19 protein-coding genes are annotated in these 20,844 nt (G+C 70.6%); 10 read left to right on the forward strand and 9 right to left on the reverse strand.

Going from position 1 to position 20,844, the window contains the following annotated elements; all coding sequences use genetic code 11:
• The first annotated feature begins 4 nt into the window (after positions 1–4).
• Positions 5–985 carry an NAD(P)H-quinone oxidoreductase gene (locus ABZ471_RS04785; RefSeq protein WP_359062425.1) on the forward strand — a complete coding sequence of 327 codons (981 nt, stop codon included), beginning with the start codon at positions 5–7 and terminating at the stop codon, positions 983–985.
• Between the two features lie 8 nt (positions 986–993).
• On the opposite strand, the gene ABZ471_RS04790 is transcribed toward ABZ471_RS04785, so the two are convergent.
• On the reverse strand, positions 994–1,605 hold the full coding sequence (locus ABZ471_RS04790) for a hypothetical protein (protein ID WP_359062427.1): 612 nt from the start codon (positions 1,603–1,605) through the stop codon (positions 994–996).
• Positions 1,606–1,769: 164 nt separating this feature from the next.
• Between ABZ471_RS04790 and ABZ471_RS04795 the strand changes: the two genes are divergently transcribed.
• Positions 1,770–2,312, forward strand: a complete 543-nt coding sequence (locus ABZ471_RS04795; protein WP_359062429.1) for a bacterial proteasome activator family protein — start codon at positions 1,770–1,772, stop codon at positions 2,310–2,312.
• A 112-nt stretch (positions 2,313–2,424) separates the two neighbouring features.
• Here the strand turns inward: ABZ471_RS04795 and ABZ471_RS04800 are convergent, their stop codons facing one another.
• The gene (locus tag ABZ471_RS04800) at positions 2,425–4,071 is read right to left on the reverse strand and encodes a protein kinase (protein WP_359062431.1); all 1,647 of its coding nucleotides are present in this window, start codon (positions 4,069–4,071) and stop codon (positions 2,425–2,427) included.
• Between the two features lie 342 nt (positions 4,072–4,413).
• Here ABZ471_RS04800 and ABZ471_RS04805 point away from each other — a divergent pair, with 342 nt between their 5' ends.
• Positions 4,414–6,006, forward strand: a complete 1,593-nt coding sequence (locus ABZ471_RS04805; RefSeq protein WP_359062433.1) for a protein kinase — start codon at positions 4,414–4,416, stop codon at positions 6,004–6,006.
• A 201-nt stretch (positions 6,007–6,207) separates the two neighbouring features.
• On the opposite strand, the gene ABZ471_RS04810 is transcribed toward ABZ471_RS04805, so the two are convergent.
• Both ABZ471_RS04810 and ABZ471_RS04815 read right to left on the reverse strand, forming a co-directional pair.
• The gene (locus tag ABZ471_RS04810; protein WP_359062435.1) at positions 6,208–7,224 is read right to left on the reverse strand and encodes a phosphotransferase; all 1,017 of its coding nucleotides are present in this window, start codon (positions 7,222–7,224) and stop codon (positions 6,208–6,210) included.
• Positions 7,225–7,388: 164 nt separating this feature from the next.
• Positions 7,389–8,075 carry a response regulator transcription factor gene (locus ABZ471_RS04815; RefSeq protein WP_359062437.1) on the reverse strand — a complete coding sequence of 229 codons (687 nt, stop codon included), beginning with the start codon at positions 8,073–8,075 and terminating at the stop codon, positions 7,389–7,391.
• 305 nt (positions 8,076–8,380) lie between these two features.
• On the opposite strand from ABZ471_RS04815, the gene pdhA reads away from it, so the two are divergent.
• From pdhA to ABZ471_RS04830, 3 genes are read left to right on the forward strand one after another with little or no spacing between them, the layout of a single operon-like run.
• Positions 8,381–9,592, forward strand: coding sequence for a pyruvate dehydrogenase (acetyl-transferring) E1 component subunit alpha (gene pdhA, locus ABZ471_RS04820; protein ID WP_359062439.1), 1,212 nt, complete (start codon positions 8,381–8,383; stop codon positions 9,590–9,592).
• 2 nt (positions 9,593–9,594) lie between these two features.
• Positions 9,595–10,581, forward strand: a complete 987-nt coding sequence (locus tag ABZ471_RS04825; protein WP_359062441.1) for an alpha-ketoacid dehydrogenase subunit beta — start codon at positions 9,595–9,597, stop codon at positions 10,579–10,581.
• Between the two features lie 11 nt (positions 10,582–10,592).
• Positions 10,593–11,993 (forward strand): dihydrolipoamide acetyltransferase family protein, encoded by a 1,401-nt coding sequence (locus ABZ471_RS04830; protein WP_359062443.1) that lies wholly within the window; start codon positions 10,593–10,595, stop codon positions 11,991–11,993.
• A 90-nt stretch (positions 11,994–12,083) separates the two neighbouring features.
• Here the strand turns inward: ABZ471_RS04830 and ABZ471_RS04835 are convergent, their stop codons facing one another.
• Together ABZ471_RS04835 and ABZ471_RS04840 are read right to left on the reverse strand one after the other, a co-directional pair.
• On the reverse strand, positions 12,084–13,082 hold the full coding sequence (locus tag ABZ471_RS04835; RefSeq protein ID WP_359062695.1) for a Bro-N domain-containing protein: 999 nt from the start codon (positions 13,080–13,082) through the stop codon (positions 12,084–12,086).
• 183 nt (positions 13,083–13,265) lie between these two features.
• Positions 13,266–14,174 carry a D-alanyl-D-alanine carboxypeptidase gene (locus ABZ471_RS04840; protein WP_359062446.1) on the reverse strand — a complete coding sequence of 303 codons (909 nt, stop codon included), beginning with the start codon at positions 14,172–14,174 and terminating at the stop codon, positions 13,266–13,268.
• A gap of 188 nt (positions 14,175–14,362) precedes the next feature.
• Here ABZ471_RS04840 and ABZ471_RS04845 point away from each other — a divergent pair, with 188 nt between their 5' ends.
• Both ABZ471_RS04845 and ABZ471_RS04850 read left to right on the forward strand, forming a co-directional pair.
• The gene (locus ABZ471_RS04845; protein ID WP_359062448.1) at positions 14,363–15,013 is read left to right on the forward strand and encodes a GntR family transcriptional regulator; all 651 of its coding nucleotides are present in this window, start codon (positions 14,363–14,365) and stop codon (positions 15,011–15,013) included.
• Positions 15,010–16,305, forward strand: a complete 1,296-nt coding sequence (locus ABZ471_RS04850) for an MFS transporter (protein WP_359062451.1) — start codon at positions 15,010–15,012, stop codon at positions 16,303–16,305. Before ABZ471_RS04845 ends, ABZ471_RS04850 begins: the two co-directional genes overlap by 4 nt.
• 72 nt (positions 16,306–16,377) lie before the next feature.
• Here ABZ471_RS04850 and ABZ471_RS04855 read toward each other — a convergent pair whose 3' ends face one another.
• Positions 16,378–17,157, reverse strand: coding sequence for a class I SAM-dependent methyltransferase (locus tag ABZ471_RS04855; protein WP_359062453.1), 780 nt, complete (start codon positions 17,155–17,157; stop codon positions 16,378–16,380).
• 60 nt (positions 17,158–17,217) lie between these two features.
• Positions 17,218–18,042, reverse strand: coding sequence for a maleylpyruvate isomerase family mycothiol-dependent enzyme (locus tag ABZ471_RS04860; protein ID WP_359062455.1), 825 nt, complete (start codon positions 18,040–18,042; stop codon positions 17,218–17,220).
• A 219-nt stretch (positions 18,043–18,261) separates the two neighbouring features.
• On the opposite strand from ABZ471_RS04860, the gene ABZ471_RS04865 reads away from it, so the two are divergent.
• On the forward strand, positions 18,262–19,056 hold the full coding sequence (locus ABZ471_RS04865) for a carbon-nitrogen family hydrolase (RefSeq protein ID WP_359062457.1): 795 nt from the start codon (positions 18,262–18,264) through the stop codon (positions 19,054–19,056).
• Between the two features lie 79 nt (positions 19,057–19,135).
• On the opposite strand, the gene ABZ471_RS04870 is transcribed toward ABZ471_RS04865, so the two are convergent.
• On the reverse strand, positions 19,136–19,630 hold the full coding sequence (locus ABZ471_RS04870; protein WP_359062459.1) for an LURP-one-related family protein: 495 nt from the start codon (positions 19,628–19,630) through the stop codon (positions 19,136–19,138).
• Between the two features lie 263 nt (positions 19,631–19,893).
• Between ABZ471_RS04870 and ABZ471_RS04875 the strand changes: the two genes are divergently transcribed.
• Positions 19,894–20,754: a calcium-binding protein gene (locus tag ABZ471_RS04875; protein ID WP_359062461.1), complete on the forward strand. Its 861-nt coding sequence runs from the start codon at positions 19,894–19,896 to the stop codon at positions 20,752–20,754.
• Positions 20,755–20,844 lie beyond the last annotated feature (90 nt).

The following is a 20,844-nucleotide window of genomic DNA, read 5'->3' on the forward strand; positions in this document are numbered from 1 at the left end:
CGGCATGCATGCGATCACGATTCCCGAACCTGGTGGGCCCGAGGCGCTCGTGTGGGACGAGGTTCCCGATCCGACGCCCGGCGAGGGCGAGGTGCTGGTCGAGGTGGTGGCCAGCGCCGTCAACCGTGCCGACGTCCTGCAGCGGCAGGGCTTCTACAACCCGCCGCCCGGCGCGTCCCCGTACCCCGGCCTGGAGTGCTCCGGCAGGATCGCCGCGCTCGGCCCCGGGGTCTCCGGCTGGGCCGTCGGCGACGAGGTGTGCGCGCTGCTCGCGGGCGGCGGCTACGCCGAGAAGGTCGTCGTTCCGGCCGGGCAGCTGTTGCCGGTGCCCGACGGCGTCGACCTGAAGCAGGCGGCCGCGCTGCCCGAGGTGGTCTGCACCGTCTGGTCCAACGTCTTCATGGTCGCCCACCTGCGCCCGGGCGAGACCCTGCTGGTGCACGGCGGCTCCAGCGGCATCGGCACGATGGCGATCCAGCTGGGCAAGGCCGTCGGCGCGAGGGTCGCGGTGACCGCCGGGACGAAGGAGAAGCTGGACCACTGTGCCGACCTGGGCGCGGACGTGCTGATCAACTACCGCGAACAGGACTTCGTCGCCGAGATCAAGCAGGCCACGGACGGCGCGGGCGCCGATGTCATCCTCGACAACATGGGCGCGAAGTACCTGGACCGCAACGTCCAGGCCCTCGCCGTCAACGGACGCCTCGCGATCATCGGCATGCAGGGCGGCATCAAGGGCGAGCTGAACATCGGCACCCTGCTGAACAAGCGGGCCGCGATCAGCGCGACCTCGCTGCGGGCCCGGCCGCTGAGCGAGAAGGCGGCCATCGTGGCCGCCGTACGCGAGCATGTGTGGCCCCTGCTCGCGGCGGGGCAGGTCCGCCCGGTCGTCGACAGCGAGCTGCCGATGCCGGAGGCGGCCGAGGCGCACCGGGTGCTCGAGGCGAGCGGACACGTCGGGAAGGTGCTGCTGGTCGCGCCGTAGCGGGCCGGTCAGCTGCGCCGTACCCGCAGGCCCACGAACGCCAGGCCGAGGCCCAGCCCGATCAGGACCAGCCCGGAGCCCAGGGGCAGGATCTGCAGGGCGGGCTCGGCCGGGCCCCCGCCCTGGTGGACCGGCTCCTGGATCGCCGGTTGCAGCGCGGGCCGGGCGGGGTTCAGTCCGGCTTCCTCGGGCGAGTCGGAGGCGGCCGGGGGCCGGCCCGGGAGGTCCGCGGTCTCCGGCTCGTCCGGGTAGCCGTCCTCAGGACCGACGGTGTCGGGGGGCCCGGTGGCCGTGCCGTCGTCGTCGCCCTCCTCCTCGGCGGCCGGTCCGTCCGGCCGGCCCGGCCGCATCCGGCCCTCACCGGCGCGGCTCCCGGCCCGCGACGGCTCGGCCGTGGCGGAGGCGGAAGCGGAAGGAGAAGCGGAGGACCGGGCGGCGGGGAAAGCGGAGGCCTGGGCGGCCGGTGAGGCGAACGCCATGGGCCGGTCCGAGGGCGCGGGGGAGCCCGGCGGGGCGGCTCGGACCCCGTACGCGGTGGCCGTGCCGTATGCCGGCACAGCCGCAGCGGGGACGAGTACCAGTCCTATGAGGCGGAGCGTGAGACGCAGCCTTGGAGTCACGTCGGTGACCTCCCGGAGCCCAGACGTCGAACACCGATGTCAGTCAGCCTCACATTTCATGGCAGAGAGGGCATTCCGGGTTGGGCCGACAGGTCTAAACGGTGGATCACCCCCATGAGGGGGCACCACGGTGATGAGGTGTACGGGTGCGAGAGAATGGCGGCATGGAGATGCCGAGGAACGAACGGTCACCGGAGAATCCCCAGATCCTGGTCGTGGGCCAGGACGGCATGGCGATTGGCGGCGGTGGTGGAGACGAGGACTCCCGTGAGGTTCCGGTGACGGAGCAGGTCGAGCAGCCGGCCAAGGTGATGCGGATCGGCAGCATGATCAAGCAGCTCCTCGAGGAGGTGCGCGTGGCTCCCCTGGACGAGGCGAGCCGGGTCCGGCTCAAGGAGATCCACCGCAGCTCCGTGAAGGAGCTGGAGGACGGTCTGGCGCCGGAGCTGGTCGACGAGCTGGAGCGGCTCTCCCTGCCGTTCACGGACGACGGAACCCCGAGCGACGCGGAACTGCGCATCGCGCAGGCCCAGTTGGTGGGCTGGCTGGAGGGCCTGTTCCACGGGATCCAGACGACGCTGTTCGCCCAGCAGATGGCCGCGCGGGCCCAGCTGGAGCAGATGCGCCGCGCGCTGCCGCCGGGCGTGGGCCACGACGGCGGCGACGACCCGCACACGGGCGGCCGCTCGGGCGGACCGTACCTGTAGCCCTGGCAGTCCTCCCGGCTGTCTCCGCTGTCCCGGCGGTTCGAGCAGCAAAGGGCCCGGCGGTCGCCCGCCGGGCCCTTCCCTGTGTCTGCCGTGGTGCGGCCGGTCCCTGCTAGGGGTTGCCCGTCGACACGTTGAGCTGGATCTCCACGTCCTTCGGGTCGACGTCCGTGCCCTGCTGGGGGAACTGGTCGATCACCGCGCCCTGGCCGTAGGTGTTCTCGTCGACGTCCTTGGTCGTGATGCGCCAGCCCGCGGCCGCCGCGCACTCCTTGACGGACTTGATGTACTTGTACCGGAAGTCCGGGAGCTGGATCTTGTTCGGGTCGTTGTACGACTCCCGCGCTTCCGTGCAGTCGGTCTTGTCGACCACCTTGGACGTGTCCGGACCCCGGTAGCCCGCCGCGTGGGTCGATGCCGAGGGGCTGGCGTCACCGCCGCCTCCCTTGTCGTCCTCGCCGCCGTTGTTCAGCGCCAGCGCGACGATCAGGCCGACGACCGCGACGAGGGACACGACGATCGAGCCGATGATCACCGGCTTGTTGCTCTTGCCGCCGCCCGCGCCGCTCCCGCCGGACGGCTGGGCCGCGGTCTGGGGCGTGAGGTTGTACGGCGGCGGGGTCGCGGGAGCCTGCTGGCCGTACCCCGCCGGTGGGGTCTGGTAGCCGCCCTGCTGCGGGTAGCCGTACGCCGGGGCCGGGGCCGGAGTGGGCGCCGGGGTGCCGTACGGGTTCGGCGGCGGAGTCGGCTGGTACGGCGTCTGGACCGGACCGGTGGGCGCCGGGGTCGCCTGGTCGACCGGCGGGAACACCGCGGAGCCCACGCCCGCGCCGCTCTGCGTCGGGCCGGTGCCCGGCACGATGCTCGGGGCCGCCGCCTGGAAGGAGGCGGCGACGCGCAGGCACTCGTCGCGCATGGACTCGGCGGTCGGGAAGCGCTCGTTCGGGTTCTTCTTCAGCGCGCGGGCGATCAGAGCGTCCACGGCGGGCGGAAGGGAACGGTTGACCGAGGAGGCGGCGACCGGCTCCTCCTGTACATGCGCGTACGCGATCGCCAGCGGGGAGTCCGCGTCGAACGGCAGCCGCCCGGTGACCAGCTGGAACAGCATGATGCCGACCGAGTACAGGTCGGAGCGGGCGTCCACGCCGCGGCCGAGGGCCTGCTCGGGCGAGAGGTACTGCGGGGTGCCGACGACCATGCCGGTCTGTGTCATCGAGGTGACGCCGGACTGCATGGCGCGGGCGATGCCGAAGTCCATCACCTTGACGACGCCGCGCTTGGTCATCATCACGTTGCCGGGCTTGATGTCGCGGTGGACCAGGCCCATCTCGTGGCTGATCTCCAGCGCCGCCAGCACGTCGGCGGTGATCTTCAGGGCCTTGTCGGCGGGCATCGCGCCGTACTGCCGTACGTCCTCGTCGAGCACCGAGCCGAGCGGGCGGCCCTCGATGTACTCCATGACGATGTAGGGCATCGTCGCGCCGTCCAGATCGTCCTCGCCGGTGTCGAAGACGGAGACGATGTTGGTGTGCGTGAGCTTGGCCACGGCCTGTGCCTCGCGGCGGAACCGCTCGCGGAAGGCTTGCTCCCGGCCCAGCTCGGTGTGCAGGGTCTTGACCGCGACCTGGCGGTCCAGCACGGCGTCGTACGCCAGGTGGACCGAGGCCATGCCGCCTTCACCGAGCAGATCGCGCAACTGGTAGCGACCGCCGGCCAGTGCCCGTCCCGCGTACCTGCCCTGTGCGCCGTCGTGGCTCATCTCTCCGCGTCCCCCACCGGCCGTCCGGCGCCGTCATTGAGCGAACATGCCTTGATCGAATGTCTCATTCCCGGCCAAGTCTGCCCCAGGGCACTGACACGTCAAGCTCGGTGCCCGTTCCGTGACCGTACGCGAAAGAAGCGTCGCGGAAGCGTTACAGGGGGCGTACGACCAGCGCACAGAATTTGCACGAGAGCGCGTGCTAGGGGTTTCATGACCGATCCGGTCGGGCCGGTCCCGGTACCCATCTCGGACCGGAGGCTTGCGCGAAGGCTGTAGCGTGGCCGACGGAGACCGTAACAACACCGCGCGCACCGCGGGCAGAAACGACGGCGAGGACCGATGGCACAGACGCACAGCGCCCAGGGCCCGTCCGACCCCGAGGCGACTGGCGGCGGCATGTCAGAGACGCCGGAGATGTGGGGCAACGGAGGGCTCGTCGGCGACGGCCGGTACCGGCTGACCCACCGGCTGGGCCGGGGCGGCATGGCCGAGGTGTTCGCTGCCGAGGACGTCCGTCTGGGCCGCACGGTCGCGGTCAAGCTGCTCCGCGCCGACCTGGCCGAGGACCCGACGTCCAAGGCCCGCTTCACGCGCGAGGCCCAGTCGGTGGCCGGGCTCAACCACCACGCGATCGTCGCCGTGTACGACTCCGGCGAGGACTACGTGGGCGGCCAGTCCGTGCCGTACATCGTGATGGAGCTGGTCGAGGGCCGCACCATCCGTGACCTGCTGTTGAACGCAGAGGCGCCGGGCCCCGAGCAGGCCCTGATCATCGTCTCCGGGGTGCTGGAGGCGCTCGCCTACTCGCACCAGCACGGCATCGTGCACCGCGACATCAAGCCGGCCAACGTCATCATCACGCACAACGGCGCCGTCAAGGTGATGGACTTCGGCATCGCCCGCGCCCTGCACGGTGCGTCCACGACGATGACGCAGACCGGCATGGTCATGGGCACCCCGCAGTACCTCTCCCCGGAGCAGGCGCTCGGCAAGGCCGTGGACCACCGCTCCGACCTGTACGCGACCGGCTGCCTGCTGTACGAACTCCTCGCGCTCCGGCCCCCGTTCACCGGCGAGACCCCGCTGTCGGTGGTCTACCAGCACGTCCAGGACATCCCGACCCCGCCCTCCCAGTTCGCCGACGCCTGCCCGCCGGAGCTGGACGGCCTGGTGATGCGCTCGCTCGCCAAGGAACCGGACGACCGGTTCCAGACGGCCGAAGAGATGCGCGGCATGGTCCAGTACGGCCTGCAGATGCTGTACGACCAGGGCAGCCACACCGGCACCTGGAACACCGGCCCGGTGACGACGCACGACGGCCGCAGCACCCCGGCGGGCGGCTTCGCGGGGACGACCGCGATGCAGCACCCGGGCGACTTCGGCGCCGGTACCGCGCAGATCCCGCAGCCGATCCTGCCCTCCGGGTACGGGAACGGCGACGACGGTGGCTTCGAGGGGCACGGCAACAAGGGCAGCGGCCGGGGCAAGCTGTGGATCCTCGCCGTCCTCGCGGTGATCGCGATCGCGGTCGGTGTCGCGCTGGCGCTGAAGGGCACGGGCAACGAAGGCGGCACGGGCACCGATCCGACGCCGTCCCACTCGAAGACCACGAAGGACGAGACGCCCAGCGAGTCGCCGTCCGACGACTCCACCAGCCAGCCCACGGACACGCCCACGGACGACAGCACGGACACGGGCACCGGTTCGGAGTGGCCGCCGTCGTACACCCCGTCGGTGACTCCGTCCGACACGGCCACCTCCGACCCGACCGACGAGCCGACGGACCCGCAGACCACGCCGGAGACGACGGACCCGGAGACCACCCCGTCGCAGACGACGGACCCGGCGGCCGGTGGCACGGACGCGGGCACCACGGTCGGCGGGACGGACGCGGGCACCACGGACGGCACCACGGCCGCAGACGGAACTTGAAGGCCACCGGCGCCGTCGGCCCCGGCAACGCCCTGAGGCGTCACCGCTAGGGTCTGTCCGGCGGATCAGGCCCCAGGCCATCCCACGCGCGCGTGCGAGCAACGGCTCCACGCGCGCGTGCCGTTGTGCGCGACTGCTGTGCGCGACTGCGCGCGATGTCTGCAGCGCCGCCGTTCCCCTGGGCGGGACCTCATGGGGCGGTCATTCCACGAAGGCGTCGCACACCGCGTCGTACTCCCGCGTCCACCACACCGCGAGCGCCGAGGCGGCCGGGAACTGGCAGTCCGCGCGGGTGTCGCCGCGCTCGTAGTGCCAGCGCAGCATCCAGAAGTCGTTCAGGCGCTCCCACCACACCCGGTGCACGGCCGCCGCCAGCTCCGAGGGCGTGGCCCCGGCCGCGCGCCGGTACGTGCGCGCGTACGCCCGCACCTTCGGCAGGTCGAGCGCTCCCGCAGGCCGTACGAAGAAGATCGCTGCGGCACGTACGGCCTCCTCGGCGCGGGGCTGCACGCCGAGCCGGTCCCAGTCGACGATGGCGGCCGGGGCGTCGCCCTTGTAGAGCAGGTTGAACGGGTGGAAGTCGCCGTGCACCCAGCCCACCGAGCCGCCGCGCGGCGGGCGCCGGTCGGCGTGCTGCTCCAGGAGCGCGCGGCGCTCCAGCAGCCGGTGGCGGGCCAGTTCGTCGAAGGCGTCGGCGGGCCGGTGGCGGCGGACGTGGGCGAGCAGGTCGTCGATCAGGGCGAAGGTGGCGGCCGGGTCGGCGCTCTCCACGGGGTGCGGGCTCGTGGCGGGGCGCGTGCGCCCCTTGGGTGGCATCACGCGCTCCAGACAGGCGTGTACGGCGCCCAGGAGCGCCCCCAGGCGTGCGCTCTCCCCGCGGGTGAGCTGGCCGCCGTGGCGGTGCCGGCCGTCGATCCAGGGGTGCAGCGCGTAGGCGTGGCCGCCGACGACGGCGACCGTGCGGCCCTCGCGGTGCGCGAGCGGCGGGGCGACCGGGACGCCGAGGTCGGCCAGGCGCTGGGTGGCGCGGTGCCGGTGTTCGATGGCGGCCGGGTCGGCGGTGTCCGGATCGAAGTGGTGCTTGAGGAAGTAGCGGCCGCGAGTGGTGGAGAGCCGGTAGCCGCGGTTGAGCAGCCCCTGGTCGACGGGTTCGCAGGTGAGGGCGGTGCCGGCGGCGTACAGGCGCAGCAGGGCTCTCAGCGGGGGCGCGTGGGGCACAGGGGGTGGTACACATGAGCGCGGCACGCGCCAGATGGTAGGGCACGAAAAGCGGCCGTGAGCTGGGGCTTGTCACAGGCAGTCGCCGTCGGTCGCTTTCGGTCACGCGGTGCACGGTGTCAAAAGGCTCGATTAAAGGGCGGATAAAATCTCTGGCCGATCCCTCAACGGCTTCCGTATTTTTCCGCCTGTATACGGGCCACATGGGCGGCCGCCTGGGAGCGCCGCCGCATTCCGAGTTCGGCGAGCGGACCGGAAACATAGTTCTTGATCGTTTTCTCGGCGAGATGCAGCCGTTCGTCGATCTGGCGGTTGGTGAGTCCTTCGCCGATCACTTCGAGGATCTTGTGTTCCTGACCGGTGAGCCGGGCCGGTCTGTCGTCGGTGCGCGCGCCGCCGCCGTAGCGCAGCCGCTCCAGGGCACGGGCTGTCGCGACCGGGTCCAGCAGTGACCTTCCGGCGGCCACGTCCCGTACGGCCTGCAGCAGTTCGTTGCCCCGGATCGCCTTCAGGACGTAACCGGAGGCGCCCGCCAGGATCGCGTCGAAGAGGGCCTCGTCGTCCGCGAACGAGGTCAGCATCAGGCACTCGACGGTCTCGTCCCGGGAGCGGATCTCCCGGCACACCTCGACGCCGCTGCCGTCCGGAAGCCGTACGTCGAGCACCGCGACGGCGGGCCGGGTGGCCGGAATCCGCACCAGTGCGTCGGCCGCCGTACCGGCCTCGCCGACCACCTCGATGTCCGGTTCGACGGAGAGCATTTCGTGGACGCCACGACGCACGACCTCGTGGTCGTCGAGCAGGAATACCCGGATATTTACGTCTTCGCGTACGAGGGCAGTGTCACACATTGGCTCTTCCCGTGCCCGGGGTGGCCGGGATAACGTGCCGTAGCTCCGGCCTCCTGCAAGGCTGTGACCAGCGGCCTTCCAGTCCCTGCTGATTTACTTGGAAATCCAAGCAAAAACGCAGGTCAGGAGGGGTTTCACAGAAATGTGGAGCACTGGGTAACGTGAAAGTTGCAGGGCGCTCGCCGGGGCACCTGTCACGCCTGTTCCCGGTCGAGTGGCACCCACCCCGTGCCCGGTGGTCGAGAACAGGTGAGCCGCACTGGCCTACCGGCAACCCCGGGGGCCGGAACGACGGAGGAGCACACGTGACCGTGGACAGCAGTGCCGCGCGCAAGCCGCGACGCAGCGCCGCAGGCAAGGCCGGCACCACCGGCAGCAGTACCGGTACCACCGGCACCAAGCGCACCACCCGCACCACCAAGAAGAGCACCGACCCGGAACTCGTGCAGCTCCTGACGCCCGAGGGCAAGCGGGTCAAGAACGCCGAGTACGACGCGTACGTCGCCGGGATCACCGCCGAGGAACTGCGCGGTCTGTATCGCGACATGGTGCTCACCCGCCGCTTCGACGCCGAGGCCACCGCCCTGCAGCGCCAGGGCGAGCTGGGCCTGTGGGCCTCACTGCTCGGCCAGGAGGCCGCCCAGATCGGTTCCGGCCGGGCCCTGAACGACGAGGACTACGTCTTCCCGACCTACCGTGAGCACGGCGTCGCCTGGTGTCGCGGGGTCGACCCGGCGAACCTGCTCGGCATGTTCCGCGGTGTGAACAACGGCGGCTGGGACCCGAACAGCAACAACTTCCACCTGTACACGATCGTGATCGGCTCCCAGACGCTGCACGCCACCGGCTACGCGATGGGCGTGGCCAAGGACGGCGCCGACTCTGCCGTGATCGCGTACTTCGGCGACGGCGCCTCCAGCCAGGGCGATGTCGCCGAGTCGTTCACCTTCTCCGCGGTCTACAACGCCCCGGTGGTGTTCTTCTGCCAGAACAACCAGTGGGCGATCTCCGAGCCGACCGAGAAGCAGACCCGCGTCCCGCTCTACCAGCGCGCGCAGGGCTACGGCTTCCCCGGCGTACGCGTCGACGGCAATGACGTCCTCGCCTGCCTCGCGGTCACCAAGTGGGCGCTGGAGCGCGCCCGCAACGGCGAGGGCCCGACCCTGGTCGAGGCGTACACCTACCGCATGGGCGCCCACACCACCTCCGACGACCCGACCCGGTACCGGGGGGACGAGGAGCGCCAGTCCTGGGAGGCGAAGGACCCGATCCTGCGCCTTCGCCGGTTCCTCGAGTCCGCAAACCACGCGGACGAGGGATTCTTCGCGGAACTCGAGGCCGAGTCCGAGGCGTTGGGCAGGCGAGTGCGCGAAGCGGTCCGCTCCATGCCGGACCCGGACCACTTCGCCATCTTCGAGAACGTGTACGCGGACGGGCACGCGCTCGTCGACGAGGAGCGAGCCCAGTTCGCCGCCTACCAGGCGTCGTTCGCGGACGCAGAGGCAGAGGGGGTCTGATCATGGCAGCCGAGACCAAGACCATGGCGCTGGCCAAGGCGATCAACGAGTCGCTGCGCCGCGCCCTGGAGACGGACCCCAAGGTCCTCGTCATGGGCGAGGACGTCGGCAAGCTGGGCGGTGTCTTCCGGGTCACCGACGGCCTGCAGAAGGACTTCGGCGAGAGCCGCGTCATCGACACCCCCCTCGCGGAGTCGGGCATCGTCGGCACGGCGATCGGCCTCGCGCTGCGCGGCTACCGGCCGGTGGTGGAGATCCAGTTCGACGGCTTCGTCTTCCCGGCCTACGACCAGATCGTCACGCAGCTCGCCAAGATGCACGCCCGCGCCCTGGGCAAGGTCAAGATGCCCGTCGTCATCCGTATCCCCTACGGCGGCGGCATCGGCGCGGTCGAGCACCACTCCGAGTCCCCCGAGTCGCTGTTCGCGCACGTGGCGGGCCTGAAGGTGGTCAGCCCCTCCAACGCCTCGGACGCGTACTGGATGATGCAGCAGGCCATCCAGAGCGACGACCCGGTGATCTACTTCGAGCCCAAGCGCCGCTACTGGGACAAGGGCGAGGTCAGCACCGAGGCGATCCCCGGCCCCCTGCACAAGGCGCGGGTGGTCCGTGAGGGCACGGATCTGACCCTGGCCGCCTACGGGCCGATGGTGAAGCTGTGCCAGGAGGTGGCAGCCGCGGCCGCCGAGGAGGGCAAGTCCCTCGAGGTGCTCGACCTGCGTTCGGTCAGCCCCCTCGACTTCGACTCCGTCCAGGCCTCGGTGGAGAAGACCCGCCGGCTGGTCGTGGTCCACGAGGCGCCGGTGTTCTTCGGCTCCGGCGCGGAGATCGCCGCCCGGATCACGGAGCGCTGCTTCTACCACCTGGAGGCCCCGGTGCTCCGGGTCGGCGGCTACCACGCCCCGTACCCGCCGGCGCGCCTGGAGGAGGAGTACCTGCCGGGTCTGGACCGGGTGCTCGACGCCGTCGACCGTGCCCTGGCGTACTGAGGAGAGGGTTCGTGACGACGATGACGGAAGCTTCCGTACGCGAGTTCAAGATGCCCGACGTGGGCGAGGGACTCACCGAGGCCGAGATCCTCAAGTGGTACGTCCAGCCGGGTGACACGGTCACCGACGGCCAGGTGGTGTGCGAGGTCGAGACCGCCAAGGCGGCCGTCGAACTCCCCATCCCCTACGACGGCGTGGTCCGCGAGCTGCGCTTCCCCGAGGGCACCACGGTGGACGTGGGCACGGCCATCATCGCGGTGGACGTGTCCGGCGGCGGGGCGGTGGAGACGCCTGCCGAGCAGCCGAAGGCGGAACCCGAGGCCGAGGAGCCCAAGCCGCAGGCCCGCCAGCCGGTCCTGGTCGGCTACGGCGTGGCGACCACCTCCACCAAGCGCCGCCCGCGCAAGGCCCCGGAGGACACCGCCGTGGCGGCCGCCCAGGCCGTCCAGGCCGTCCAGGCCGAGCTGAACGGCCATGGCGCCCCCGCGGTCCCGGCCCAGCCCCGCCCGCTGGCCAAGCCGCCGGTGCGCAAGCTGGCGAAAGACCTCGGCGTCGACCTCACGGCGATCACCCCGTCCGGCCCGGACGGCGTCATCACCCGCGAGGACGTCCACGCGGCGGCGACCCCCCAAGCTGCCGAGGCCGCCGCGCCGGTCGTCGTGCAAGCCCCCGCCGCCCCGGCTCCCGCACCCGTCGTGGTCTACGACGGCGCCCGCGAGACCCGGATCCCGGTCAAGGGTGTCCGCAAGGCGACCGCGCAGGCCATGATCGGCTCGGCGTTCACCGCACCTCACGTCACCGAGTTCGTGACGGTGGACGTGACGCGCACGATGAAGCTGGTGGAGGAACTCAAGCAGGACAAGGAGTTCCAGGGCCTGCGGGTGAACCCGCTGCTCCTGGTCGCCAAGGCCCTGCTGGTCGCCATCAGGCGAAACCCGGACATCAACGCGTCCTGGGACGAGGCCAACCAGGAGATCGTGCTCAAGCACTACGTCAACCTGGGTATCGCGGCGGCCACCCCCCGTGGCCTGATCGTCCCGAACATCAAGGACGCCGACGCCAAGACGCTCCCGCGTCTGGCCGAGTCCCTGGGCGAGCTGGTGGCGACGGCCCGCGAGGGCAAGACGTCCCCCGCCGCGATGCAGGGCGGCACGGTGACCATCACCAACGTCGGCGTTTTCGGCGTCGACACCGGCACGCCGATCCTCAACCCCGGCGAGTCCGCGATCCTCGCGGTCGGCGCGATCAAGCTCCAGCCGTGGGTCCACAAGGGCAAGGTCAAGCCGCGTCAGGTGACGACTCTCGCGCTCTCCTTCGACCACCGATTGGTGGACGGGGAACTGGGGTCCAAGGTGCTCGCCGATGTGGCGGCGATTCTGGAGCAGCCGAAGCGGTTGATCACGTGGGCCTGAGGGTCCGCACCAGGTAGCCTCTGAGGTCTGAAGGGGGCGGCCGCAACTTTGTCTTGCGGCCGCCCCCTCTCTTTGTCAGGACCGTCTCTCTCAGATCTGGTTGAGCACGTACACCGGCGCCCCGTCCTCTGCCCCGCCCCGCGAGCGGATGCAGGCGTGCTTGCGCAGCAGGCGGAGGCATTCGTTGACGCGGCGCACCGAAAGCCCCGTACGGGCCGCGATCGATTCGAGCGGCTCGCGCAGCTCGCCCCTCTCGACGAGAACAGGGGCGATCACCACGGCCACCGTCCACACGTCCTCCGTCACGGAGAGACGCTGCCGCCAGTCGGCCAGCAGGGACTCCGTGGTGGGGCGGGCGGTGAGAAGGCCGGCGGGCGCGGCGCGATCGAGGCTCAGGGCTTCGAACCGGTCCGCGATGCGTTCCATCGCCCGGACCATGGCCTGCTGTACCGCGAGCCCGGCCTTCTGCGTGGAGAGCATCTCCCCTTGCATGGCCAGCGTCTCCTTCTGCGTGGCCAGCATCTCCCGCTGCAGCGCGATCGATTCGCGCTGCCCGTTCGCCAGCTCCTCGTCCAGCCGAAGGTTGTGCGCCTCAAGCCGGACGATGGCCTCGGCAACCTGCTCCGGCATGGCGTACGCGATGGGCGCACCCGGGCCGGACGGCTGCACCTCGGCCTCTTCGAGAGTGTAGGAACCCTCCCGCTGCACGGTCTCGATGACCTCGGCGGCCCACTGTTTGAAGGGGGCGCAGGCAGGCTTCGTGCAGGCGTTGACAAGGAGGATCAGGCCTTGGAGAGAGATGACATTCAGGTCTCGGCGCCACTCTCTACCTGCGGGAATGCTGAGACCGTAAGCTCCGGTTACGGTCTCGAGCATCTCTCGATGCGCTTCGGGGACATGGTCGGCGAGCGCCTGCCTCGAGTTGCTGTGCCCGAGTTCCTTGCAGACATCCACCGCCGGAAACCAATGAGTCCCGTCCGGCATGGTCAGCCGTCGTACCCGGGATCCGGTCGCCGCGTACACGAAGTCGCTGACGTCGATCGCCTCGTGCTGCTCGTCCGCGTCGGGTCGCTTACTGGGTTCGTTCATGTGAACCACCTCCGCCGCGGAACGTAGAGCGGAGAAAATCGAATATGCCAGCTGCAACCGGGATGTTCACGACTGCGAGGGAAGATCAACGTTTCTCCCGCGCGGAGGAGCGTTGATCCTGCTAGGCATCCGATGCGAAGGGCCCGCCGCGATGCGCGACGGGCCCGTGCATGTCGAGGGCTGTCAGCCGAGCCTGGCGAAGCCGTAGTTCATGAGCTTCTTCGCGTCCGCCTCGCGGTTCGGGATGGAGGTGGAGGCGAGGACGGTGCCGATGACCGTCTTGCCGCCCCGGGTCGCGGCGAAGACCAGGCAGTACTTGGCCTCGGGGCCGGAGCCGGTCTTCACACCGATGGTGCCGCTGTAGCTGTTGAGGAGCCCGTTGGTGTTGGTCCACGGACTCATTGTGCGGGTGCTGCCCGTCTTGGTGGTCGTCTTCGCCGTGTACGACTTCGTCTTGACGATCGTGCGGAACGAGGAGCTCTTCATCGCGCTGCTGGCGATCTTCGTAAGATCGCGCGGCGTGGAGTAGTTGGCGCCGTGGCCGATGCCGTCGAACGAGTCGAAGTGCGTGTTCTTCAGGCCGAGGTTCTTCGCGGCGGTGTTCATCTTGCCGATGAAGTTCTTCACGCGGTCGGCCCTGGTGGTGCCGGTGCCGAACTTGTCGGCGAGCGCGTAGGCGGCGTCGCAGCCGGACGGCAGCATCAGGCCGTACAGCAGCTGGCGGACGGTGACCTTGTCGCCGACGATGAAGTGGGCCGAGGAGGCGTAGTTGTTGGCGACGATGTAGTCGCTGTACGCCTTCTGGAACGTCACCTTGGCGTCGAGGTTGAGGTTCGACTGGGCGAGCACGACCTTGGCGGTCATGATCTTGGTGGTGGAGCCTGTGGACAGCCGCGTGTCCGCCTGCTTGGTGTACAACGTCGAGCTGTTCGCGTTGTTCATCAAGTAGCCGCCCTTGGCAATGATCGAGGGCGTTGTGACGGCCTGCGCGGGCGTCGCGGTGAGGGCCCCGGCGGCGACCAGTGCGCCGGAGGTGAGGGCGACAGCGCCTGCTCTGCGGATGCGGCGGATGCCCTTAATGCCGGTAATCAAGTGAGATACCCCGATTGTGTTGAATGCCCCTGCGGTACGGCCGAGTTGAGGTAGCGGGAGAGCAAGGCCGCACGTGTGTGACACGTAAGTAGCACAGAAGGTTGTGCGGCGGCTGCGAGAGATCTGCATCACGTTCGCATGCTGGACGAGGCTCCCTCATGCGTACGTGTTGTATCTATCCTGTGGGCATGGCCACGCCCACCAAGCAACCCCCCGCCGCCGACCGCGTCTACACCCATGTCAAAGAAGGCGTCCTCGACCGCCGCTACGAGGGCGGGACCCTGCTCACCGAGGGCGAGCTGGCCGAGGCCGTCGGGGTCTCGCGCACACCCGTCCGGGAAGCGCTGCTCAGGCTGGAGGCCGAGGGCCTGATCAGGCTCTACCCCAAGAAGGGCGCCCTGGTCCTGCCGGTCTCCGCCCAGGAGATCGCCGACGTGGTGGAGACCCGGCTGCTGGTGGAGGAGCACGCGGCCCGCAAGGCCGTACCCGCCCCGCCGGGGCTGCTGGAGCGGCTGGCGGAGCTGCTGGAGCAGCAGAAGGCGCAGGCCGCGGCGGGTGACCTGGCCGCAGCGGCCAGGACCGACCGCTGCTTCCACGCCGAGATCGTGCGCAGCGGCGGCAACGAGATCCTCTCCCGCCTCTACGACCAGCTGCGCGACCGCCAGCTGCGGATGGGCGTCGCCGTCATGCACTCGCACCCCGACCGGATCGCCAAGACGCTCGCCGAGCACGAGGCGATCCTGTCCGCGCTGCGCTCCGGGGACGCGGAGGCGGCCGTGGAGATCGTGCACCGGCACGTGGGCTGGTTCTCGCACCTCGCCCGGGGTCAGGTCCGATGAGCAACGCCACCCTGCCGGGTGACCCGCCGGGCGGCCGCCGCGCCATGGCGGTGTGGTCCATCGGTGTCTCGGTCTACTTCGTCGCGGTCATCTTCCGTACGTCCCTGGGTGTGGCCGGCCTGGACGCGGCCGACCGCTTCCATGTCAACGCCTCCGCCCTCTCGGCCTTCTCGATCCTCCAGCTGCTGGTCTACGCCGGCATGCAGATACCCGTGGGCCTGCTGGTCGACCGGCTCGGCACGAAGAAGGTGCTGAGCATCGGCGCCGTCCTGTTCACGGCGGGCCAGGTGGGCTTCGCCTTCTCGCCCTCCTACGGCACGGCGCTCGCCGCGCGGGCGCTGCTCGGGTGCGGTGACGCGATGACCTTCATCAGCGTGCTGCGGCTCGGCTCCCGCTGGTTCCCGGCCCGGCGCGGTCCGCTGGTCGCACAGCTCGCGGGCCTGGTCGGCATGGCGGGCAACCTGGTCTCCACCCTGGTTCTCGCCCGGCTGCTGCACGGCGTCGGCTGGACCCCGGCGTTCGCGGGCAGCGCGCTGGCCGGTGCGGTCGTGCTCGTCCTGACGCTGCTGTTCCTGAAGGACCACCCCGAGGGGCACGAGCCCGAGCCGTTCCCGCACCAGGGCGCGGCCTACGTCCGCCGGCAGATCGCGGCGGCCTGGCGGGAGCCCGGCACCCGGCTGGGTCTGTGGGTGCACTTCACGACGCAGTTCCCGGCGATGGTGTTCCTGCTGCTGTGGGGCCTTCCCTTCCTCGTCACGGCGCAGGGCCTGTCCCGGGCCACGGCCGGCGAGCTGCTGACCCTCGTCGTCCTGTCCAACATGGTGGTCGGCCTGGTCTACGGCCAGATCGTCGCCCGGCACCACGCGGCACGGCTGCCGCTGGCCCTGGGCACGGTCGCGGCGACGGCGTCCCTGTGGGCGTTCACCCTCGCCTGGCCCGGCGATCACGCACCCATGTGGCTGCTGGTGACCCTCTGCGCGGTGCTCGGCGCTTGTGGTCCGGCCTCGATGCTGGGCTTCGACTTCGCCCGCCCGGCCAACCCGCCCGAGCGACAGGGCACCGCGTCCGGGATCACCAACATGGGTGGTTTCGTCGCCTCGATGACGACGCTGTTCGCGGTCGGGGTCCTGCTGGACGCGACGGGTGACGACTACCGGGTCGCCTTCTCGTCCGTGTTCGCTCTTCAGGCGCTGGGTGTGAGCCAGATCCTGCGGCTGCGGGGACGGGCTGCCCGGCGGGAGCGGGAGCGTTTGGTGGCGAGCCGGGTGGAGACGGTGCACGTGCCGGCGTGAGCCGTGCCTCTCCACCCGCGCACCGCCCGCTTCCGGTTGGCCGAGAGGCGGGCCGGCCCGTGTGCGGTCTCGTCAGCCGGCGACCGGTACGAGGGTGAGGTAGGCGAGGCCGAGGATGCCGCGGTAGCCCATCCACTGGGACCGGTGTCGGTCGAGGCGCTCGCGGGTGTCCGCGGCTCGTGGGTCTCCGGGGTGCCGGGCGAGCCACACCTCCGTGTCCGCCTGGTACGCCGACTCGAACTCCTCCCACTCGCCCGGGCTCGCGGTCTCCGTCCACTCGGGCCGGAACCCTGCCTCGACAGCGAGATCGAGGAGAGTGGCGAGGTCGTAGTGGTCGTCGGCGGACGCGCCCGGCCACATCCGCGCCAGTTCGGCCTGCGTCGGCGTCCGCTCCCAGAAGCACTCGCCGAGCAGCACGCGCCCGCCGTCGGCCACCAGCCGTCGCAGCTCGCGCAGCGCCCCCGCGGTGGTGGGTTCGGCTGTGGTCAGCGCCTGGCTCGCGCCCAGGCACAGCACCAGGTCGGCGGGCCCGCGCCGCGTGCCCGCGGCCGACTCCTCGACGAATTCCACGCGGTCCGCGTGCCCGCGCGCCTCGGCGTTCTGCCGGCCCCGGGCCAGGTCCGCACCGCTGACGTCGACGCCGACTCCGTGCGCCTCCGGTACGGCGTCCAGCACACGGAGCATCAACTCGCCCCAACCGCAGCCGATGTCCAGCACGCTGCCGGGGCGCGTGGCCGCCAGACGCCGGACCATCGCGGCCGCACGGGCCTCGGAGAGGGGGCCGTGGAAGACGAGCCGGGTGAGCTGCGGCGGAAGGTCGTCCGTGCGCTCGGTCGCCGAAGTGTCGATCATGGCGCGCACGCTAGCTCCTGGAAGAGGCCGGCAACACCGATTATCCGACCACCTGCGGGCTTACGACGTCACCACGAAGTTGCGCAGGATCGCCGCCGTCAGGTCCGGGTCGCCCTCCGTCTTGATGCGGTCCGCCGCCGCCTCCGGGGTCACCCGGCCGCAGGCCAGGCGGACGAAGGTCTCCCAGTCCAGGGTGAGGGTGGCGGCGGGGCCGAGGGCGGGGGCCGTTTCCAGGGTGCCGCGGCCCTGGATGTCGACGCGGATCGTGCGCAGGAACTCGACGGGGCCGTGCACGTCGAGGACGATCGCCGAACTGCGCGGTGCGTCCGCGTCCTCGGCGACGACCTTGGGGAGCGCGGACAGCAGGACGTCACGGACGATGGACGCGCCCGGCGAGTCGAGGTTGCCGGGGTGGCCGAGGGCGGCGCGCAGGTCCTGCTCGTGCACCCACACGTCGAACGCGTGGGTGCGCATCGCCTGTTCCAGGGTGATCTCGGTGCTCATCGGGCCGCGCACCTTGGTGCCGGGCTCGCGGGACTCGTTGCGCAGCTGGCGGTTGCGGCGGATGACCGTGTACTCCAGCTCGGCCGTCATCTCCGGCGCCGTGTGGTGGCGGCGGACGTCGACCTGCATCTCCATGTAGCGCTGGTGCTCGTTGGTGACGTGGAAGAGGTCGCGGGGCAGGGTGTGGATGGGGCGCGGGTCGCCGAGCATCTCGCAGTCCAGGCCGATGACGTGCGAGACCACGTCACGGACCGACCAGCCCGGGCACGGCGTCCGACGGTTCCACTCGCCCTCCGCGAGCGGCTGCACCAGCTCGGATATCGCTTCGACGGAGTGGGTCCAGGCGTCGGCGTAGGGCTGGAGGGTGGGATGCAGACTCACGGAACGGGACCCCTCGGCGGTCGGTACACGGGCAGGTGGTGGCGGCGTTGCCAGTGGGAGGTGGCTGCACTCGGCGGGTGTCTTGGAACTCCCCCAGTTCTCGGCTTCGCTCGAACAGGGGGGACCCCCAAGTTACGCTGCTCTGAGGCACCCCGGCAGTGCTTTCGTGTGACGATCGTAGGCCCGTGTGGACGACTCGAATGCCAGGACGGTGGTAGTGTGCGCGCCTCGCTGATCCAGATCGCCGTGGAAGAGGGCGAATCGGTGGCTTCCCGACGGCGGCGGGTGGCCGCGCTGGTCCGGGAGCAGGCCGGGTCCGACCTGGTGGTTCTGCCCGAGTTGTGGACCACCGGTGCCTTCGCCTACGAGGAGTTCGGCCCGCAGGCCGAGCCGCTCGACGGCCCGACGTACGAGGCGATGGCCAAGGCGGCGAGCGACGCGGGCGTGTGGCTGCACGCCGGCTCCGTCCCGGAACGTGACCCAGAGGGCCCCCTCTACAACACCTCTCTCGTCTTCTCCCCCTCCGGTGATCTGGCCGCGGCCTACCGCAAGATCCATCGCTTCGGCTTCGACAAGGGCGAGGCCGTGCTGATGGGCGCCGGGCGGGACCTGGTGACGGTCCGCCTGCCCGGGACCACCCTCGGCATGGCCACCTGCTACGACCTCCGTTTCCCCGAACTCTTCCGCTCCCTCGTCGACGCCGGCGCCGAGACGCTGGTGATCCCGGCGGGCTGGCCCGAGCGGCGACGCGCGCACTGGACGCTGCTGGCTCAGGCGCGGGCGGTGGAGAACCAGGCGTTCGTGCTCGCGTGTGGAACGGCCGGGACACACGCCGGAGTTCCGCAGGCCGGTCACTCGATCGTGGTGGATCCGTGGGGAGAGGTGCTCGCCGAGGCGGGGGCCGGCGAGGAGGTCCTCACGGTCGACTTCGACCCGGCTAAGGTGGCGGCCACCCGCGAGCAGTTCCCGGCCCTCAAGGACCGGATGCTGGGCCTGGACCCGCCGCGCCGCTGAACGAGGACCCGGACGCCCCGGATGCCCCGGACACCCAGATATCCCGCATACCGGGATATCTCGGACCCTCGGACACCCCCTAGTCGTCCTCCCGCTCCTTCTGCGCCAGGTGGATCACGCACACGGCCACCGCGATCAGCAGCGCCGGGTCCGCGTCCTCGCGCACGATGTCGACGCCGTAGGTGTCCCTCAGGTGCAGCCGGCGGCGGGAGATCACCGCGAGGAGTTCGCCGTCGTACTCGACGGCGAACTCGTGGTCGAGGATCCTGCCGCTGACGTCCAGTTCGGTGCCGTCGACCAGGGCCACCCGGTAGTGGTTGCGCAGCAGGGACAGACGTTTGCGCTTGATGGTGGCCAGGCCTTCGCCGTCCCGTTCGATCACCATCGTGCCGCGCAGGGCGAACATTCTCTGGTGGATGTCGACCAGGACGCGCCCGTGGGCGTCCTTCAGCTCGAAGGTGTCCCGCAGCCGCATCGCCTTGCCGTCGACGAGGAACACCTTCCGGCCGTGCTCGTCCTCGATCCAGTAGTCGTCACCGATACCGAGGAGCCGGTCGCGTACGAGGAGTCTCATGCGCTAACCGTTCCCCGGCGCGGCGGCATCATCACGGAGCCGGAAGGAGGGCGGAAGAACGGTGGAAGGAGGGCGGAAGAAGGAGTGGACGCGACGACGGGCCACGCCCTCACCCGAACGGGCACCGGAATCCACCGGACCGAGGGGTGTCCGATGGGTGAACTTCCCGTGTGGATAAGGGAGTTGCCCAACCAAAGAGGTGAGCCCCGAGTCGGACGTTGCGTCAGCGCACGGCTCTGCAGGCTCGTCTCGGAGGTTTCCCCATGCCCGCTCGTCCCGTCCGCCGCCGGATGACCCGCGCCGTCTCGGCGGCGACGCTGGTCCTCGGTACGGCCCTGGCCGTTCCGCTCACCCTGGCCGGGACCGCCGGCGCCGCGGCGTCGTCGGCCACCGCCGCGGTCAACCAGTACGACTGGCAGCTCACCTACAAGGCCGCCGCCGGCCAGACCAACAAGGCCACCGTCACCGCGTCGCTCACCGCGGACCGCACGGGCATCACCTACGTGATCGACGACGTCGTCCCGATCGGCGTGGGCCACGACTGCGCCCACCCCGACAGCGCGGACCGTACGAAGGTCGCGTGCACCGTCACCAGCGTGGACAGCCAGGACCCGTACGCCGCCCTGGTCATGGACCTCGGCGACCGCAACGACACGGTCGCGTACGAGAACGCCACCGACCAGGTCTACTCCTACGCCGAGATCTCGCTGGGCGCCGGCAACGACAAGGCGACCGACTCCGGCCGCCTCGACGGCGCCTACGTCTCGGGCGACGCGGGCAACGACAGCCTCACGGTGGGCAAGCTGGGCCTCGCCTGGGGCGGTGACGGCAACGACACGATCAACGCGAGCGGCGGCGACAACATCGTGCAGGGCGGCAGGGGCGACGACGTGCTGCGCGGCGGCGCCGGAGCCCAGTACCTGTCCGGCGACGACGGCAGGGACACGGTATCCGGCGGATCCGGCGCCGACACGCTGTACGGCGGCAAGGGCAACGACGCCCTGTACGGCAACAGCGGCAACGACAGGCTGTACGGCAACAGCGGGAACGACAAGCTGTACGGCGGCGCGGGCAGGGACACGCTCTCCGGCGGCCCCGGCACGGACGTGGTCCGCCAGGACTGAGGGCGCGCGCCGAGAGCGCTGTCGACACCGGGTGACACCCTCCGGCTGGACGTGATCTACCCGCCGAGCCCCATGAGACCCCGCCTCCCC

The organism is Streptomyces sp. NPDC005728 (assembly GCF_040630895.1).
In the GTDB taxonomy this organism is placed as follows: domain Bacteria; phylum Actinomycetota; class Actinomycetes; order Streptomycetales; family Streptomycetaceae; genus Streptomyces.

Coding starts and splice junctions, on each gene's coding strand:
- ABZ471_RS04785 (WP_359062425.1), top strand. CDS start 5: ATGCATGCGATCACGATTCCCGAACCTGGTGGGCCCGAGGCGCTCGTG.
- ABZ471_RS04845 (WP_359062448.1), top strand. CDS start 14,363: ATGGCCACGCCCACCAAGCAACCCCCCGCCGCCGACCGCGTCTACACC.
- ABZ471_RS04795 (WP_359062429.1), top strand. CDS start 1,770: ATGGAGATGCCGAGGAACGAACGGTCACCGGAGAATCCCCAGATCCTG.
- ABZ471_RS04815 (WP_359062437.1), bottom strand. CDS start 8,075: ATGTGTGACACTGCCCTCGTACGCGAAGACGTAAATATCCGGGTATTC.
- ABZ471_RS04800 (WP_359062431.1), bottom strand. CDS start 4,071: ATGAGCCACGACGGCGCACAGGGCAGGTACGCGGGACGGGCACTGGCC.
- ABZ471_RS04875 (WP_359062461.1), top strand. CDS start 19,894: ATGCCCGCTCGTCCCGTCCGCCGCCGGATGACCCGCGCCGTCTCGGCG.
- ABZ471_RS04870 (WP_359062459.1), bottom strand. CDS start 19,630: ATGAGACTCCTCGTACGCGACCGGCTCCTCGGTATCGGTGACGACTAC.
- ABZ471_RS04855 (WP_359062453.1), bottom strand. CDS start 17,157: ATGATCGACACTTCGGCGACCGAGCGCACGGACGACCTTCCGCCGCAG.
- ABZ471_RS04850 (WP_359062451.1), top strand. CDS start 15,010: ATGAGCAACGCCACCCTGCCGGGTGACCCGCCGGGCGGCCGCCGCGCC.
- ABZ471_RS04825 (WP_359062441.1), top strand. CDS start 9,595: ATGGCAGCCGAGACCAAGACCATGGCGCTGGCCAAGGCGATCAACGAG.
- ABZ471_RS04835 (WP_359062695.1), bottom strand. CDS start 13,082: ATGAACGAACCCAGTAAGCGACCCGACGCGGACGAGCAGCACGAGGCG.
- ABZ471_RS04805 (WP_359062433.1), top strand. CDS start 4,414: ATGGCACAGACGCACAGCGCCCAGGGCCCGTCCGACCCCGAGGCGACT.